Consider the following 14,304-nt stretch of genomic DNA (forward strand, 5'->3'; position numbering starts at 1 on the left):
ATTGTTGTCTGGAGTTTTAGTTTAACTTGTACTGAGGAAAACCTAATGTCCAAAATCGTTAAAGTCATCGGTCGTGAAATCATCGACTCCCGTGGTAACCCGACTGTTGAAGCAGAAGTTCACCTGGAAGGTGGTTTCGTTGGTCTGGCTGCCGCTCCGTCAGGTGCTTCCACTGGTTCCCGCGAAGCGCTGGAACTGCGCGATGGCGACAAATCCCGTTTCCTGGGTAAAGGCGTAACCAAAGCAGTTGGCGCCGTTAACGGCCCGATTGCTCAGGCGCTGCTTGGCAAAGATGCCAAAGACCAGGCTGGCATCGATAAGATCATGATCGATCTGGACGGTACTGAGAACAAATCTAACTTCGGCGCCAACGCCATCCTCGCGGTCTCCCTGGCTGCTGCGAAAGCTGCTGCTGCCTCTAAAGGCCAGCCGCTGTACGAGCACATCGCTGAACTGAACGGCACCCCGGGCAAATACTCCATGCCGGTTCCGATGATGAACATCATCAACGGCGGCGAGCACGCTGACAACAACGTCGACATCCAGGAATTCATGATCCAGCCGGTTGGCGCTTCCAGCGTTAAAGAAGCGATCCGCATGGGTTCTGAAGTGTTCCATCACCTGGCGAAAGTGCTGAAGTCTAAAGGCATGAACACCGCTGTGGGTGACGAAGGTGGCTACGCGCCGAACCTGGGTTCCAACGCCGAAGCATTGGCTGTTATCGCTGAAGCGGTAAAAGCAGCAGGCTACGAACTGGGCAAAGACATCACCCTGGCGATGGACTGCGCAGCATCTGAATTTTACAAAGACGGCAAATATGTGCTGGCTGGCGAAGGCAACAAAGCCTTCTCTTCTGAAGAGTTCACTCACTTCCTGGAAGAGCTGACCAAACAGTACCCGATCGTCTCCATCGAAGATGGCCTGGACGAATCTGACTGGGACGGCTTTGCATACCAGACCAAAGTGCTGGGCGACAAAATCCAGCTGGTGGGCGACGACCTGTTCGTAACCAACACCAAGATCCTGAAAGAAGGTATCGATAAAGGTATCGCTAACTCCATCCTGATCAAATTCAACCAGATCGGTTCCCTGACCGAAACTCTGGCTGCAATCAAGATGGCGAAAGATGCGGGCTACACTGCCGTTATCTCTCACCGCTCTGGCGAAACTGAAGACGCAACCATCGCTGACCTGGCGGTAGGTACTGCGGCTGGCCAGATCAAAACTGGTTCCATGAGCCGTTCTGACCGCGTTGCTAAATACAACCAGCTGATTCGTATCGAAGAAGCGCTGGGCGAAAAAGCACCGTACAACGGTCGTAAAGAGATCAAAGGCCAGGCATAATCCCTGCGCGTTTGTCTTAGAGAAATGCCAGTCGAATGACTGGCATTTTTTTTACTTAAAATCGACTTCCATCTGCTGCGGAATCGTCAAACCGCGCGTCGTCTGCACACAGCGGGCGATATAGTCGGTAAAGCGCGGCGGCTTCGGCATGCCGAGGCTCAGCAGCTTATCATTACTGAAACGCACGTTGAGCGTGGCGAAGGCGCCATATAACCGCATCGCTTTCAGCATCAGCCGCTCATTGCACGGCCCGAAGATATCCTTCAGCTCGCGGCGCATCTTCACCAGCGTCTCATAGCTCACCTGCGCATAGTTATCGGCAATCGGGGCTTTCTCCAGCGCCTGCGCCATCGCGCTGTCGATGTCCGCAAAGCGCACGCTGTTCTCCTCCCCGGCAGAGATATGCACCACTTCCCCGTGCGCCATCGCTTTTTCCAGCAGCATCAGCAGGGCATCAGCACAGTAATCAACCGGGATCACATCCACGCGATCCTCCAGCGAGCACATAAATTTTTGCAGCATCAGCCCCATACTAAAGACCCAGAAAATGCTGGTCGACGGCTGGCAGCCGTGGCAGGTGTGTCCAACCACAATAGAGGGACGGGCGATAACCAGCGGCAGCTGCGGGCAGTGCTGGCGCATCAGCTGTTCAATGGTCGATTTGGAGTGGGTATACGCCACAAGGTGCTCCGCGTTTTCACGGAACTCTGCATTTTCCGCCACCAGCGAATCCGGCTCCGGAGTACAGGACATCGCCGTGCCAACATGCAGGAAGCGCTGCAAACCCGTTACCTGCGCCATCCGGCGCGCGAAGGCGAGGGTACCTTCGACGTTAACTTTCCAGATCAGCGGATTGCTGCCAAATGAGGCCACTGCCGCGCAGTTGATTACATGGGTGACCTGTTCAAGGCGCGGATCGTCGAGAAAGCTCTCCGGCTCGCCCAAATCACCGCAAAGGATCTCTTTGGCGGTGAGGGCGGCAAGCTGCGCCTCGCTGAGATTAAATTTGCGCATATTCGTGACAATGCGCGCCAGCCCGCTTTCGCGATCGGCGGCGCGCACCAGCAGTAATAAATTGACCTTTTCATTACGCTGCAGGATTTTTTCTAATACTGCTCCGCCCAGAAAACCCGTTGCGCCAGTTATTAATAGTGTGGTCATGCGTGCTATCCCATTATGGTTGAATGGGCGGATTGTAGGAGCAGAAAAGTAAACGCCAGATAAATAAACACGCGGCGTGAAAAGGCGAAAATTAAGCTTAATTTAAGGAAAGTGTCGCGGGGGATTTTTATAGGACAGCGAAGCCGGGGAAAAAATCCAGGCAAGATAAATAAATTATCTATGTTTCTGATTTTATTTATTATTAATTGCCTGTCATGCATGTGAAATAAAAGCGTAAATTATTTCTATATGTAAAATAAATAATCTCTGCTTACATCCTTTTTCCCCTTTAAAAATCTTATTAGACGATTCGCATGCGCTAATCGCGGGCAGGCACTTTCGCTGTTAACGACAATAATAGAGATAACATTAAACAGTCAGAGGGAGGCCGACGATGTTAAAGCAAATAAAAGGCCGGCTGGTCGTTTCGTGCCAGGCGCTGGAAAATGAGCCGCTGCACAGCCCGTTTATTATGGCGAGGATGGCGCTGGCGGCCGCCGAGGGTGGCGCGTCGGGAATTCGGGCTAACAGCGTGGCGGATATTGAAGCTATTAAACAGCAGGTCGCACTGCCGGTGATTGGCCTTATCAAGCGCGACTACCCCGATAGCGAGGTGTTTATTACGCCCACGCTGCGCGAAGTGGAAGAGTTAGTGGCCGCCGCGCCAGAGATGATTGCGCTTGATGCCACCCAGCGCCCGCGCCCTGGTGGCGAAACCCTCGCCCAACTGGTCGCCGGGATCCGCGCCCGCTGGCCCGCGCTGTTATTAATGGCGGATATCGCAAGCGTTGAAGAGGCGGTGATAGCAGAGCAGCTTGGTTTTGATTGCGTCGGCACCACGCTCTACGGTTATACGGCGCAGACAAAAGGCCATACGCTGCCGGAGAGCGATTTTGCCCTCCTCAAAGCCGTGCTCGCAGCCGTTGCCATTCCGGTGATTGCCGAAGGGAATCTTGACACCCCCGAGCGCGCGGCGCGCTGCCTGGCGCTGGGGGCCCATGCGGTGGTGGTGGGCGGTGCCATTACCCGCCCGCAGCAGATCACGCGCCGTTTTACCGACGCAATAAGATCACCAGCTGTCTGACGAGCCGCCGCCGTCGCTGGAGCCACCGTCGCCGGAGCTTGAGCTGTCACTGCTGCTGTGGCTACCGCTATCGCCGCCCGAATGGTGGTGAAGGTGGCTGGTGGTGGTCGAGGTCCAGGTTGCACTGTCATCGCGCATCGTACCGCCGCCGACAGCCAGCAAGCGCTGCGGGTAGAGCCACAGGAAGAACAATCCCGAAAAGATGCTGATAAAAGGGATGGAGAAGCTGAGCCAGACAAAAGGCATCACCCAGGAGACAAACTCCGAGGTGATGGCGAGCGCCGGGGTCAGTAACAACGAGCCAAAAAAGAGAACCCGCACCGTTCTCTTTTTGCGCTTGAGGATCAGTAAAAAGAGGCCGACGGCGAGAAAGGGCAACCCTTGCCAGTAAGAGAAGTTAACCAGCTTTCCGCGCACCCATGCCCACGAAGCGGAGGCGGGCGACGGCAGCGGTTGCCCGCTTAGCAGCGCATCAATCCCTTTCAGCCCGTGCTGCAAGCCGGAGAGCAGATCCCCCTCCCTGAAGTAGGGCAGCATCTGCTCTTTGATCACCTGGCTTGCCAGCGCATCGCTGATGGTGGTTTCAAGACCGCGCCCGACTTCAACGCGCACCCGGCGATCCTGCCACGCCACAAGGATCAACACGCCGTCATTGCGCTGCGCACTGCCCAGCCGCCACGCATTAAAGGTTTGTGTGGCAAACGTTTCGAGGTTCTCTCCCTCAAGGGAGGGCAACACCAGCACGGCGACCTGCGCGCCGGTTCGCCTGTTAATCTCCGCGACCTCGCTAATAAGCGACAACTTATCCTCGGTCGCAAACAGGGCGTGCGGATCGTTGACGAAGCCGCGCATCGACGGAACCGGGAGCGCGTGGGCCTGAAACGTTATGCTCACGAACAGCAGCAATAAGGTGACTACGCGTGCCATAAAGCAACTTCCTTGCAGGGCTGGGGGAGATTCGCCACATCATAGCGGCACTCTTTCACCGCTGACAATTCGCCATAAATGGCGTACTACCCGCCGGAGATGTTGCGGCAAAGCGCAAATGGCACATGATCGGCGGCGGGTTATCTGCAATAATCCCTTTTTTCACTTCGATAAAGAGCCAGCATGCAGTACCCGATTAACGAGATGTTCCAGACCCTGCAAGGCGAGGGTTACTTCACCGGCGTTCCCGCCATTTTTGTTCGTTTACAGGGATGCCCGGTTGGTTGCGCCTGGTGCGACACCAAACACACCTGGGATAAGCTCGCGGATCGGGAGGTGTCGCTCTACAGCATTCTTGGCAAGACCAAAGAGAGCGACAAGTGGGGCGCGGCCAGCAGCGAAGATCTGCTCGCGATTATTGAGCGCCAGGGCTGGACGGCGCGCCACGTGGTGATCACCGGCGGCGAACCCTGCATTCACGACCTTATTCCGCTCACCGCACTGCTGGAGAAGCATGGCTTTAGCTGCCAGATCGAAACCAGCGGCACCCACGAAGTGCGCACTTCCCACTCCACCTGGGTAACGGTTTCGCCGAAGGTGAATATGCGCGGCGGGTATGATGTGCTGCAGCAGGCGCTGGAGCGCGCCGATGAGATCAAGCACCCGGTCGGGCGCATGCGCGATATCGAAGCGCTGGATGAACTGCTGGCGCAGCTGCACGATCAGAAGCAGCGGGTTATCGCCCTGCAACCCATCAGCCAGAAAGAGGACGCCACGCGTCTGTGCATTGAAACCTGCATTGCGCGCAACTGGCGGCTGTCGATGCAGACGCACAAATATCTCAACATCGCCTAAAAAACAAAACCCGCCAGCGGCGGGTTTGTTGTTTTACGCAGAGGATCAGCCGCGGTAGACGCATCCGGCGGTACAGGTCTCTTTCACCATCACCGCGCTCAGCAGCGGCACTACCGGCTTCATCTGATCCCAAATCCATTTCGCCAGCACTTCGCTGGTCGGGTTTTCCAGCCCCGGGATCTCATTCAGATAGTAGTGATCCAGTCTGTCGTAGAGCGGTTTAAACGCCGCTTTCAGCTCGGCGAAATCCATAATCCAGCCGGTATAAGGGTCCACCTCGCCGGTGATCTCCAGGCGCACCATAAAGGAGTGGCCATGCAGGCGACCGCACTTATGTCCCTCAGGAACATGGGGCAGGTGGTGCGCGGCTTCGAAGGTGAAATCTTTAAACAAGGTGGTCGACATAATGCACTCTCAGGCTACAAAAACCGCCGAATGGTAGCGGAAATGACCTTTTTTAGCATTAACTAAAACCGCTAAAAACGATTACCGCCGGGCGCGCTTAACCATGCAGGCGATTTATCAATAAAATTCAGTCACTTATTCAACCTGTTTTACTGTTAAGGATGATAGCTAAAACAGGTTAGTCCTTTTGGTTATTTATTATTTCCAACCTTTCTTTAATTGTTATTATCCCCGCCGTTAACCTTACTTTCTCTTCTGTTTTTCAAAACATAAAAACAGCTTTGCTACTGGAACATAACGACGCATGACAACCCAGGCCCCATCTTCCGCGTTGCTCCCGTTAAACCCGGAGCAACTGGCGCGCCTCCAGGCGGCCACCACCGATTTGACTCCCACCCAGCTCGCCTGGGTTTCCGGCTATTTCTGGGGCGTGCTCAATCAGCAGCCCGGCGCGGCGGCCGTTGCCACCGCTGCACCCGTTGCCGAAACCCCATCGATTACCCTGATCTCCGCCTCGCAGACCGGCAATGCGCGCCGCGTCGCTGAAGCGCTGCGCGACGATCTGCTGGCGGCGAAACTGAGCGTCAATCTGGTCAACGCGGGCGAGTATAAATTCAAACAGATTGCCAACGAGAAGCTGTTGGTAATTGTCGCCTCGACGCAGGGCGAGGGGGATGCGCCGGAAGAAGCGGTAGCACTGCATAAATTCCTCTTTTCGAAAAAAGCGCCGAAATTTACCGACACCGCCTTTGCAGTGTTTGGCCTCGGCGACAGCTCCTATGAGTTCTTCTGCCAGGCGGGGAAAGATTTCGACAGCAAGCTGGCGGAGCTGGGCGCCGAGCGTCTGCTCGATCGCGTTGATGCCGATGTTGAGTACCAGGCCGCCGCCGCCGAGTGGCGCGCGCGCGTGGTCGAGGTGCTGAAAGCCCGCGCCCCGGCTGCCACGCCTGCGCAGACCGCAGCCAGTACCAGCGGCGCGGTGAATGAAGTCACCTCCAGCCCCTACACTAAAGAAGCGCCGCTCGCCGCGACGCTCTCTGTTAATCAGAAAATCACCGGCCGTAACTCGGAAAAAGATGTTCGCCATATCGAAATCGATCTTGGCGACTCTGGCCTGCGCTACCAGCCTGGCGACGCGCTCGGTGTCTGGTACCAGAACGATCCGGCGCTGGTGAAAGAGCTGGTGGAGCTGCTGTGGCTGAAGGGCGACGAGCCGGTCACCGTTGACGGTAAAACCCTGCCGCTGGCTGAAGCTTTACAGTGGCATTTCGAGCTGACCGTTAACACCGCCAATATCGTCGAGAACTACGCCACCCTGACGCGCAGCGAATCGCTGCTGCCGCTGGTGGGTGATAAAGCGAAGTTGCAGCACTACGCCGCGACCACGCCTATTGTTGATATGGTGCGCTTCTCCCCGGCGCAGCTGGATGCCGATGTGCTGATTGGCCTGTTGCGCCCGCTGACGCCGCGCCTCTACTCCATCGCCTCTGCGCAGGCGGAAGTGGAGAGCGAAGTGCACGTCACCGTTGGCGTGGTGCGTTACGAGATTGAAGGCCGTCCGCGTGCTGGCGGTGCCTCGAGCTTCCTCGCCGATCGTGTGGAAGAGGAGGGCGAAGTGCGCGTCTTTATCGAGCATAACGAGCACTTCCGCCTGCCGGCCAACCCGGAAACGCCGGTCATTATGATTGGTCCTGGCACCGGCATCGCGCCATTCCGCGCCTTTATGCAGCAGCGCGCCGCCGATGAAGCGCCGGGCAAAAACTGGCTCTTCTTTGGCAACCCGCACTTTACCGAGGATTTCCTCTACCAGGTGGAGTGGCAGCGCTATGTGAAAGAGGGCGTGCTGAGCCGTATCGATCTCGCCTGGTCGCGGGATCAAAAAGAGAAAATATACGTACAAGACAAACTGCGCGAACAGGGCGCAGAGCTGTGGCGCTGGATCAATGAGGGTGCCCACATTTATGTCTGCGGCGACGCCAATCGCATGGCGAAAGACGTTGAGCAGGCTTTACTGGACGTGATTGCCGAATTCGGTGGCATGGATACCGAAGCGGCGGATGAATTTTTAAGTGAGCTGCGCGTTGAGCGCCGTTATCAGCGAGATGTCTACTAATGAGCGAAAAACATCCCGGCCCTCTGGTGGTCGAAGGCAAACTGGCCGATGCCGAGCGCATGAAGCTTGAGAGTAACTATCTGCGCGGCACCATCGCCGAAGATTTAAATAACGGTCTGACCGGTGGCTTTACCGGCGACAACTTCCTGCTGATCCGTTTTCACGGCATGTACCAGCAGGATGACCGCGACATTCGCGCCGAGCGCGCCGAGCAAAAACTCGAACCGCGCCACGCAATGCTGCTGCGCTGCCGCCTGCCGGGCGGTGTCATCACCACCAAACAGTGGCAGGCGATCGATAAGTTCGCCCATGACAACACCATTTACGGCAGCATCCGTCTGACTAACCGCCAGACCTTCCAGTTTCACGGCATTCTGAAAAAGAACGTGAAGCCGGTACACCAGATGCTGCACTCCGTAGGTCTTGATGCGCTGGCGACCGCCAACGACATGAACCGTAACGTGCTCTGCACCTCGAACCCGTTCGAATCGCAGCTGCACGCCGAAGCGTACGAGTGGGCGAAGAAGATCTCCGAGCATCTTCTGCCGCGCACCCGCGCCTATGCGGAGATCTGGCTCGATCAGGAGAAGGTGGCCACCACCGATGAAGAGCCGATCCTCGGCCAGACCTATCTGCCGCGTAAGTTCAAAACTACGGTGGTGATCCCGCCGCAGAACGATATCGATCTGCACGCCAACGACATGAACTTTGTGGCGATTGCTGAGAATGGCAAGCTGGTCGGCTTTAACCTGCTGGTCGGCGGCGGGCTCTCTATTGAGCACGGTAACAAGAAAACCTACGCCCGCACGGCGAGCGAGTTTGGCTACCTGCCGCTGGAGCATACGCTGGCAGTGGCGGAAGCGGTGGTCACTACCCAGCGCGACTGGGGTAACCGTACCGATCGTAAAAACGCCAAAACCAAATACACCCTTGAGCGCGTCGGCGTTGAGACCTTTAAAGCGGAAGTGGAACGCCGCGCGGGGATCAAGTTTGAGCCGATCCGCCCGTATGAGTTTACCGGGCGCGGCGATCGCATCGGCTGGGTCAAAGGGATCGACAACAACTGGCATCTGACGCTGTTTATTGAAAACGGTCGCATCCTGGATTATCCGGGCCGTCCGCTGAAAACTGGCCTGCTGGAGATCGCGAAGATCCACCAGGGTGAGTTCCGCATCACTGCCAACCAGAACCTGATCATTGCCAGCGTGCCGGAGAGCCAGAAAGCAGCGATCGAGCAGCTGGCGCGCAGCCACGGTCTGATGGATGCGGTAACGCCGCAGCGCGAAAACTCGATGGCCTGCGTCTCCTTCCCGACCTGCCCGCTGGCGATGGCGGAAGCGGAGCGTTTCCTGCCATCCTTCGTCGACAAAGTGGAAGCGCTGATGGTGAAACATGGCGTTGGCGACGAGCATATCGTGCTGCGCGTCACTGGCTGCCCGAACGGCTGTGGCCGCGCGATGCTGGCGGAGATTGGCCTGGTGGGTAAAGCGCCGGGTCGCTACAACCTGCATCTGGGCGGCAACCGCAGCGGCACGCGTATTCCGCGCATGTACCGTGAAAATATTACCGAGCCGGAGATCTTAGGCGAGATCGATACCCTCGTCGGGCGCTGGGCGCAGGAGCGCGAGGCGGGTGAAGGCTTCGGCGATTTCACCGTGCGCAGCGGCATTATCCGCCCGGTATTAGATCCGGCGCGCGATTTTTGGGAATAAGCGTTGCAGGCCGGATAAGGCGAAGCCGCCATCCGGCACTGAACACGCCACCCGGCAATAACACTGTGAGGAACCTATGTCCATACTCGATCTGAACGCGCTCAACGCGCTGGCGAAAGAGGAACGCGACCAGCAACTGGCCGACACTAACGCCCAGCTTGAAACCTTCACCGCCGAAGCGCGCGTGGCGTGGGCGCTGGAAAATCTGCCGGGTGAGTATGTGCTCTCATCCAGCTTTGGTATTCAGGCGGCGGTCAGCCTGCACCTGGTCAACCAGGTCTGCCCGAATATCCCGGTGATCCTGACCGATACCGGCTATCTCTTCCCGGAGACCTACCAGTTTATTGATGAGCTGACAGAGAAACTAAACTTAAACCTTAAGGTCTATCGCGCAGAGCAGAGCCCGGCCTGGCAGGAAGCGCGCTACGGCAAGCTGTGGGAGCAGGGCGTGGAAGGGATTGAGAAGTACAACCAGATCAACAAAGTCGAGCCGATGAACCAGGCGCTGGCTGATCTCAATGCACAAACCTGGTTCGCCGGGTTGCGCCGCGAGCAGTCGGGTAGCCGCGCGGCGCTGCCGGTGTTGGGCATTCAGCGCGGTGTGTTCAAAGTGCTGCCGATCATCGACTGGGATAACCGCACGGTGTACCAGTATCTGCAAAAGCAGGGGCTTAAGTACCATCCGCTGTGGGATCAGGGCTATCTGTCGGTGGGCGACACCCACACCACCCGCAAATGGGAGCCGGGGATGGCAGAGGAGGAGACGCGCTTCTTCGGCCTGAAACGCGAATGCGGGCTGCACGAAGGGTAACTCATTGCCGGATGGCGCTGACGCTTATCCGGCCTACGATGAAGAGCCCGATGTTGTAGGCCGGATAAGGCAAAGCCGCCATCCGGCAAACAAACCGCACCGGCTTACGGCATCACACCGCTGCCGGATGGCGCTAACGCTTATCCGGCCTACGAATAACGACTGCGGTTTTGTAACACTCGGGCCACACCGCATCACACTGCCGGATGGCGCTGACGCTTATCCGGCCTACGATGAAGATCCTGGTGTTGTAGGCCGGATAAGGCGCAGCCGCCATCCGGCAATCAAACCGCACCACTTACTGCATCACACTCACATGGGCGGCGACAATCCGCCATCCGAACGGGAACTTCACCCATGTCTGCATCTGGCGGCCGATGCGCTCGCTGTTTTCGCGGGTAAACTCGGTGCTCGCCACCGCCATCTCATCGCCGAAGGTGGTGATGGTGGTATTGCGTAACACCCGCTCTAACCCGGCCGACGGGCGCGCCTGGCGAAAATCGCGGATTGCCGCCATGCCGTAAAGATTCTCCGTCGCGCCGTAGCGCACCGTGCGCCCGTCATCCCAGAACAGCTCATCCAGCACCGCCACATCATTACTGATCAACGCCTGCTCATAACGATAAAACGCCGCCGTCACCTCATTTAGGATCAGCGGGCGGTCAATATTGTCCCGATTCATGCCCCCTCCTGCGGATAAAGAAGCCCGGCCTGCTCCAGCCGCCATGCTGCCTGTAAACAGCGCGCTTCCTGCCACGGCGCGCCAATAATCTGTACGCCAATCGGCAGCCCGCGCTCGCTCTTCAGCGCCACGGTCACCACCGGCAGGCCGAGAAACGAAATCGGCTGCGTCAGCATCCCCATGCTCGCTTTCACCGGCAGGTCGCAGCCGTTAATGCGCATTGTCGCGTCCCCGATCTGCGTGGCGCTGCACGGCGTAGCGGGAGCGAGCAGCAGATCGACATCCTTAAACAGCGCCAGCGTCTCATCACGAAACCAGGCCCGGAAGCGCTGCGCCTGCGTATACCACGCCGACGGCGTCATCGCCCCCGCCAGCAGGCGCTCGCGCGAGTTCGGTTCAAACTTATCCGCCGCCGTGCGCAGGGCTGGCAGGTACGCATTTCCCCCTTCGGCAGCGGTCAGCACAAACGCCGCCGAGCGTGCCAGCTCCGCCTGCGGCAGCGTCATCGCGCGATCCGCAGCCAGTGCTTGCGCCACCTGGCTTAAGGCATCGCGGGCATCGTTATCGCACCAGGTGGTGAAGAACCCCTCCAGCACCGCGCAGCGCAGCGGATCGTTACGAGTAAGCTGCGTAAGCGCTCGCTCAAGCGGGCGATCCGCCTGGGCGCGATCGTCCGGATCGTACCCCTGCATGGCGTCATACACCCGCGTCAGATCGTCGACGGTGCGCGCCAGCGGGCCGATATGATCGAGGCTCGGCACAAAGGGGTGGCTGCCGCTGCGCGACAAACGCCCGAAGGTCGGTTTCAGGCCATTCACGCCGCAGAGAGAAGCAGGCACGCGGATCGAGCCGTTGGTGTCGGTGCCGAGAGCGAAACTGACCATCCCCGCCGCGACCGCCGCCGCTGAACCGCCAGAGGAGCCGCCCGCCACGCGGGTGCGATCGCGCGGGTTGCGCGTCGCGCCATAGTGGCTGTTCTCGGTGGTGAAACCATAGGCATAGGCATCCATATTGAGCGCCCCGGCCAGCAGCGCTCCGGCGCGATGGAGCTGGCGCAGGGCGAAGGCATCCCGCGCGGCGGGCGGATCGTTGCTGAACAGCTCCGCACCAGCCAGCGTCGTCACGCCCGCAATATCAAACAGGTTTTTTACCGCAAACGGCACCCCCGCCAGCGGCGGCAGCGTCTCACCCCCGGCGATCTGGCGGTCAATCTGCGCCGCCTCGGTAAGCAGGCGCGGAGCGGTGACTTCAGTAAAGGCATTGATGCCCGGGTTAAGCTGATCGATGCGCGATAACGTCTGCTGCGCCAGTTCGTGCGCACTGAACCACTTCTCGCGCAGCCCGCGCTGAATATCCTCAATCGACAGATTCATAAGCGGTACTCTCCCGCGCCTTCCTGACGAGGGGGCAGGGGAAACTGCATTAACGGCTGCGCCATCGCCGCGATGCGCGCCAGCTGCACCTCAAGCTCCGCGCGGCGCGCGTCATCAAGCGGCACCTCAAGTATCTGCTCCATCAGCCGGATCCACGCCGGCCAGTCTGTTGCGTCGTTATTCATCATCGCTCCTTAGAAACCCGCCGCGCTGCCGTTGCTGCGCGGATCAAACGCCCCCTCCAGCATGCCGTTGGCATGGCGCACAATCGCACCGGCATGGCCTGTCGCTTCGCTTAAGCCGGGCAGCCACTCCACTTCATGCCCCATAGCGCGCAGTGCCTGCGCCGTCTCCTCGCTAAAGCGGCTCTCCAGCTTCAGGCTGTCGGAGGTCTGCCCCCAGGTGCGCCCGAGCAGCCAGCGCGGGGCACAGACCGCCTCCTGCAATCCCATTCCCTGTAACACATGGCGGGTAAAGATCGCCGCCTGGGTCTGCGGCTGCCCGTCGCCGCCCATCGTGCCGTAGACCATGGTGCGGCCATCATTAAGCCGCGCCGCCGCCGGGTTTAAGGTGTGAAACGGCTGTTTACCCGGCATCAGCGCCAGCAGATGTTCCGGGTCGAGGCTGAAGGCCGCGCCGCGGTTTTGCAGCAGTACGCCGCTCTCCGGCAGCACTACGCCGCTGCCAAACTCGTGATAGATACTCTGGATAAACGACACCGCCAGCCCGTTTTTATCCACCACGCCCATCCACACCGTATCCCCCGGCCCTTTGCCTGGGCCCCAGGGGGCGGCGCGCTGCTCATCGATGCTGGCGGCGAGTTGTTCCAGCGGTGCCTGCTCCAGCAGGCTCTGCACCGGCAGCGTGACGTGGCGCGGATCGGTGATATAGCGGTCGCGCAGGCCAAAGGCTTTTTTGGTCGCTTCGACAATTCGGTGGATGGTCTGCACTTCGCTGGCCTGTTCCATCGCCAGGTAATCGGTAATGCCGAGGATCGCCAGCGACACCAGCCCCTGAGTGGGCGGCGTCATGTTGAACACCTCGCCCTGGCTGTGCGCGAGGCGCAGCGGCACGCGGCGCTGGGCGCGATGAGCGGCGAGATCCTGCGCGGTCACCGGCAGGCCTAAGGCCGCCATTTCAGCGGCGATAATCGTTGCCAGCGGGCCGCGATAAAAACTGTCTAACCCCTCGGTGGCAAGCCGGGTTAAGGTGCGCGCCAGTTTCGGCTGGCAAAAGCGGCTCCCCGCCAAAGGCGCGTTGCCATCAGGTAAGAAGGTGTCGGCAAAACCGGGGACATCGACCAGTTCAGCGTATTTCGCCTGGGTGGCGCTGGCCTGCGACTGGGTGACGGGAATACCGTCGGCGGCGTAGCGAATGGCATCCGCCAGCAGGCGCGAAAGGGGAAGCTGCCCGCCGCCGAGTGAGGTGGAGAACGCCAGCGCCTCCTCCCAGCCGCTCAGTGTGCCGGGCACGGTTAACGCCGCCAGCGGGCCGCGATGGGGAATATGCGCATGCCCGTCATAAAAGGCGGTGGTCGCGTGCTGGCCCGCCGCGCCGCTGGCATCGATCGCCAGCGGTTCGCCGTTCGGCGGCACGATCAGCCAGAAGCCGTCGCCGCCAATGCCGTTCATATGCGGGTAGACCACCGCAATGGTGGCCGCCGCCGCAACCATCGCTTCAATCGCATCACCGCCGTGGCGCAGCACCGAGAGCGCCGACTCGCTGGCAAGGTGGTGGGGCGTTACCGCCATACCGGAGGGGGCCATATTACTCTGCATCGTCACGCTTCCTTTTTTGCGGGTATAGCAGAGTGCTAAGCAAGAGCTGTTCCAGATTG

At 59.1% G+C, this 14,304-nt stretch carries 13 protein-coding genes; 6 read left to right on the top strand and 7 right to left on the bottom strand.

The window, feature by feature from the left end:
• Nucleotides 1–45 precede the first annotated feature (45 nt).
• Nucleotides 46–1,344 (top strand): phosphopyruvate hydratase, encoded by a 1,299-nt coding sequence (gene eno / locus ABIC80_RS21160; RefSeq protein ID WP_023479467.1) that lies wholly within the window; start codon nucleotides 46–48, stop codon nucleotides 1,342–1,344.
• Between the two features lie 51 nt (nucleotides 1,345–1,395).
• On the opposite strand, the gene ABIC80_RS21165 is transcribed toward eno, so the two are convergent.
• A complete protein-coding gene (locus ABIC80_RS21165) occupies nucleotides 1,396–2,505 on the bottom strand; it encodes an SDR family oxidoreductase (protein ID WP_429178475.1) in 1,110 nt (369 codons plus the stop codon).
• A 394-nt stretch (nucleotides 2,506–2,899) separates the two neighbouring features.
• On the opposite strand from ABIC80_RS21165, the gene ABIC80_RS21170 reads away from it, so the two are divergent.
• Complete coding sequence (locus ABIC80_RS21170) at nucleotides 2,900–3,589, top strand: N-acetylmannosamine-6-phosphate 2-epimerase (protein ID WP_429178476.1); 690 nt, start codon at nucleotides 2,900–2,902, stop codon at nucleotides 3,587–3,589.
• Here the strand turns inward: ABIC80_RS21170 and ABIC80_RS21175 are convergent.
• The gene (locus ABIC80_RS21175; RefSeq protein WP_429178477.1) at nucleotides 3,575–4,516 is read right to left on the bottom strand and encodes a TPM domain-containing protein; all 942 of its coding nucleotides are present in this window, start codon (nucleotides 4,514–4,516) and stop codon (nucleotides 3,575–3,577) included. The genes ABIC80_RS21170 and ABIC80_RS21175 overlap by 15 nt on opposite strands.
• Nucleotides 4,517–4,699: 183 nt before the next feature.
• On the opposite strand from ABIC80_RS21175, the gene queE reads away from it, so the two are divergent.
• Nucleotides 4,700–5,371: a 7-carboxy-7-deazaguanine synthase QueE gene (gene queE / locus ABIC80_RS21180; protein WP_042717647.1), complete on the top strand. Its 672-nt coding sequence runs from the start codon at nucleotides 4,700–4,702 to the stop codon at nucleotides 5,369–5,371.
• Between the two features lie 45 nt (nucleotides 5,372–5,416).
• On the opposite strand, the gene queD is transcribed toward queE, so the two are convergent.
• Nucleotides 5,417–5,776, bottom strand: coding sequence for a 6-carboxytetrahydropterin synthase QueD (gene queD / locus ABIC80_RS21185; RefSeq protein WP_023479478.1), 360 nt, complete (start codon nucleotides 5,774–5,776; stop codon nucleotides 5,417–5,419).
• Nucleotides 5,777–6,080: 304 nt separating this feature from the next.
• Here queD and cysJ point away from each other — a divergent pair, with 304 nt between their 5' ends.
• The 3 genes from cysJ to cysH all read left to right on the top strand — a co-directional run bounded on the left by cysJ (nucleotide 6,081) and on the right by cysH (nucleotide 10,412).
• Entirely contained in the window at nucleotides 6,081–7,889 is a 1,809-nt protein-coding gene (cysJ, locus tag ABIC80_RS21190) for an NADPH-dependent assimilatory sulfite reductase flavoprotein subunit (protein ID WP_429178478.1), read from the top strand.
• Nucleotides 7,889–9,601, top strand: coding sequence for an assimilatory sulfite reductase (NADPH) hemoprotein subunit (gene cysI / locus ABIC80_RS21195; protein ID WP_263753202.1), 1,713 nt, complete (start codon nucleotides 7,889–7,891; stop codon nucleotides 9,599–9,601). The genes cysJ and cysI overlap by 1 nt, the downstream gene beginning before the upstream one ends.
• A gap of 76 nt (nucleotides 9,602–9,677) precedes the next feature.
• Nucleotides 9,678–10,412 (top strand): phosphoadenosine phosphosulfate reductase, encoded by a 735-nt coding sequence (cysH, locus tag ABIC80_RS21200; protein ID WP_305206817.1) that lies wholly within the window; start codon nucleotides 9,678–9,680, stop codon nucleotides 10,410–10,412.
• 298 nt (nucleotides 10,413–10,710) lie between these two features.
• Here cysH and hpxZ read toward each other — a convergent pair whose 3' ends face one another.
• Genes hpxZ through ABIC80_RS21220 form a run of 4 tightly spaced genes read right to left on the bottom strand, consistent with a single transcriptional unit; the run spans nucleotide 10,711 to nucleotide 14,245 of the window.
• The gene (hpxZ, locus tag ABIC80_RS21205) at nucleotides 10,711–11,094 is read right to left on the bottom strand and encodes an oxalurate catabolism protein HpxZ (RefSeq protein WP_094419427.1); all 384 of its coding nucleotides are present in this window, start codon (nucleotides 11,092–11,094) and stop codon (nucleotides 10,711–10,713) included.
• Nucleotides 11,091–12,467 (bottom strand): AtzE family amidohydrolase, encoded by a 1,377-nt coding sequence (locus ABIC80_RS21210; protein ID WP_429178479.1) that lies wholly within the window; start codon nucleotides 12,465–12,467, stop codon nucleotides 11,091–11,093. Before ABIC80_RS21210 ends, hpxZ begins: the two co-directional genes overlap by 4 nt.
• Nucleotides 12,464–12,655: an oxalurate catabolism protein HpxX gene (hpxX, locus tag ABIC80_RS21215; RefSeq protein ID WP_094419429.1), complete on the bottom strand. Its 192-nt coding sequence runs from the start codon at nucleotides 12,653–12,655 to the stop codon at nucleotides 12,464–12,466. Before hpxX ends, ABIC80_RS21210 begins: the two co-directional genes overlap by 4 nt.
• A gap of 6 nt (nucleotides 12,656–12,661) precedes the next feature.
• Nucleotides 12,662–14,245, bottom strand: a complete 1,584-nt coding sequence (locus ABIC80_RS21220; protein ID WP_429178480.1) for a gamma-glutamyltransferase family protein — start codon at nucleotides 14,243–14,245, stop codon at nucleotides 12,662–12,664.
• Between the last annotated feature and the right edge of the window lie 59 nt (nucleotides 14,246–14,304).

Origin of the sequence: Kosakonia sp. 1610, from assembly GCF_050435845.1 — a bacterium.
In the GTDB taxonomy this organism is placed as follows: domain Bacteria; phylum Pseudomonadota; class Gammaproteobacteria; order Enterobacterales; family Enterobacteriaceae; genus Kosakonia; species Kosakonia cowanii.

Excerpts from the sequence above, each read along its gene's own strand:
- ABIC80_RS21210 (WP_429178479.1), bottom strand. The coding sequence starts at position 12,467 with ATGAATCTGTCGATTGAGGATATTCAGCGCGGGCTGCGCGAGAAGTGG.
- ABIC80_RS21175 (WP_429178477.1), bottom strand. The coding sequence starts at position 4,516 with ATGGCACGCGTAGTCACCTTATTGCTGCTGTTCGTGAGCATAACGTTT.
- eno (WP_023479467.1), top strand. The coding sequence starts at position 46 with ATGTCCAAAATCGTTAAAGTCATCGGTCGTGAAATCATCGACTCCCGT.
- queD (WP_023479478.1), bottom strand. The coding sequence starts at position 5,776 with ATGTCGACCACCTTGTTTAAAGATTTCACCTTCGAAGCCGCGCACCAC.
- queE (WP_042717647.1), top strand. The coding sequence starts at position 4,700 with ATGCAGTACCCGATTAACGAGATGTTCCAGACCCTGCAAGGCGAGGGT.
- cysI (WP_263753202.1), top strand. The coding sequence starts at position 7,889 with ATGAGCGAAAAACATCCCGGCCCTCTGGTGGTCGAAGGCAAACTGGCC.
- ABIC80_RS21220 (WP_429178480.1), bottom strand. The coding sequence starts at position 14,245 with ATGCAGAGTAATATGGCCCCCTCCGGTATGGCGGTAACGCCCCACCAC.
- hpxZ (WP_094419427.1), bottom strand. The coding sequence starts at position 11,094 with ATGAATCGGGACAATATTGACCGCCCGCTGATCCTAAATGAGGTGACG.
- ABIC80_RS21170 (WP_429178476.1), top strand. The coding sequence starts at position 2,900 with ATGTTAAAGCAAATAAAAGGCCGGCTGGTCGTTTCGTGCCAGGCGCTG.
- ABIC80_RS21165 (WP_429178475.1), bottom strand. The coding sequence starts at position 2,505 with ATGACCACACTATTAATAACTGGCGCAACGGGTTTTCTGGGCGGAGCA.
- hpxX (WP_094419429.1), bottom strand. The coding sequence starts at position 12,655 with ATGATGAATAACGACGCAACAGACTGGCCGGCGTGGATCCGGCTGATG.
- cysJ (WP_429178478.1), top strand. The coding sequence starts at position 6,081 with ATGACAACCCAGGCCCCATCTTCCGCGTTGCTCCCGTTAAACCCGGAG.
- cysH (WP_305206817.1), top strand. The coding sequence starts at position 9,678 with ATGTCCATACTCGATCTGAACGCGCTCAACGCGCTGGCGAAAGAGGAA.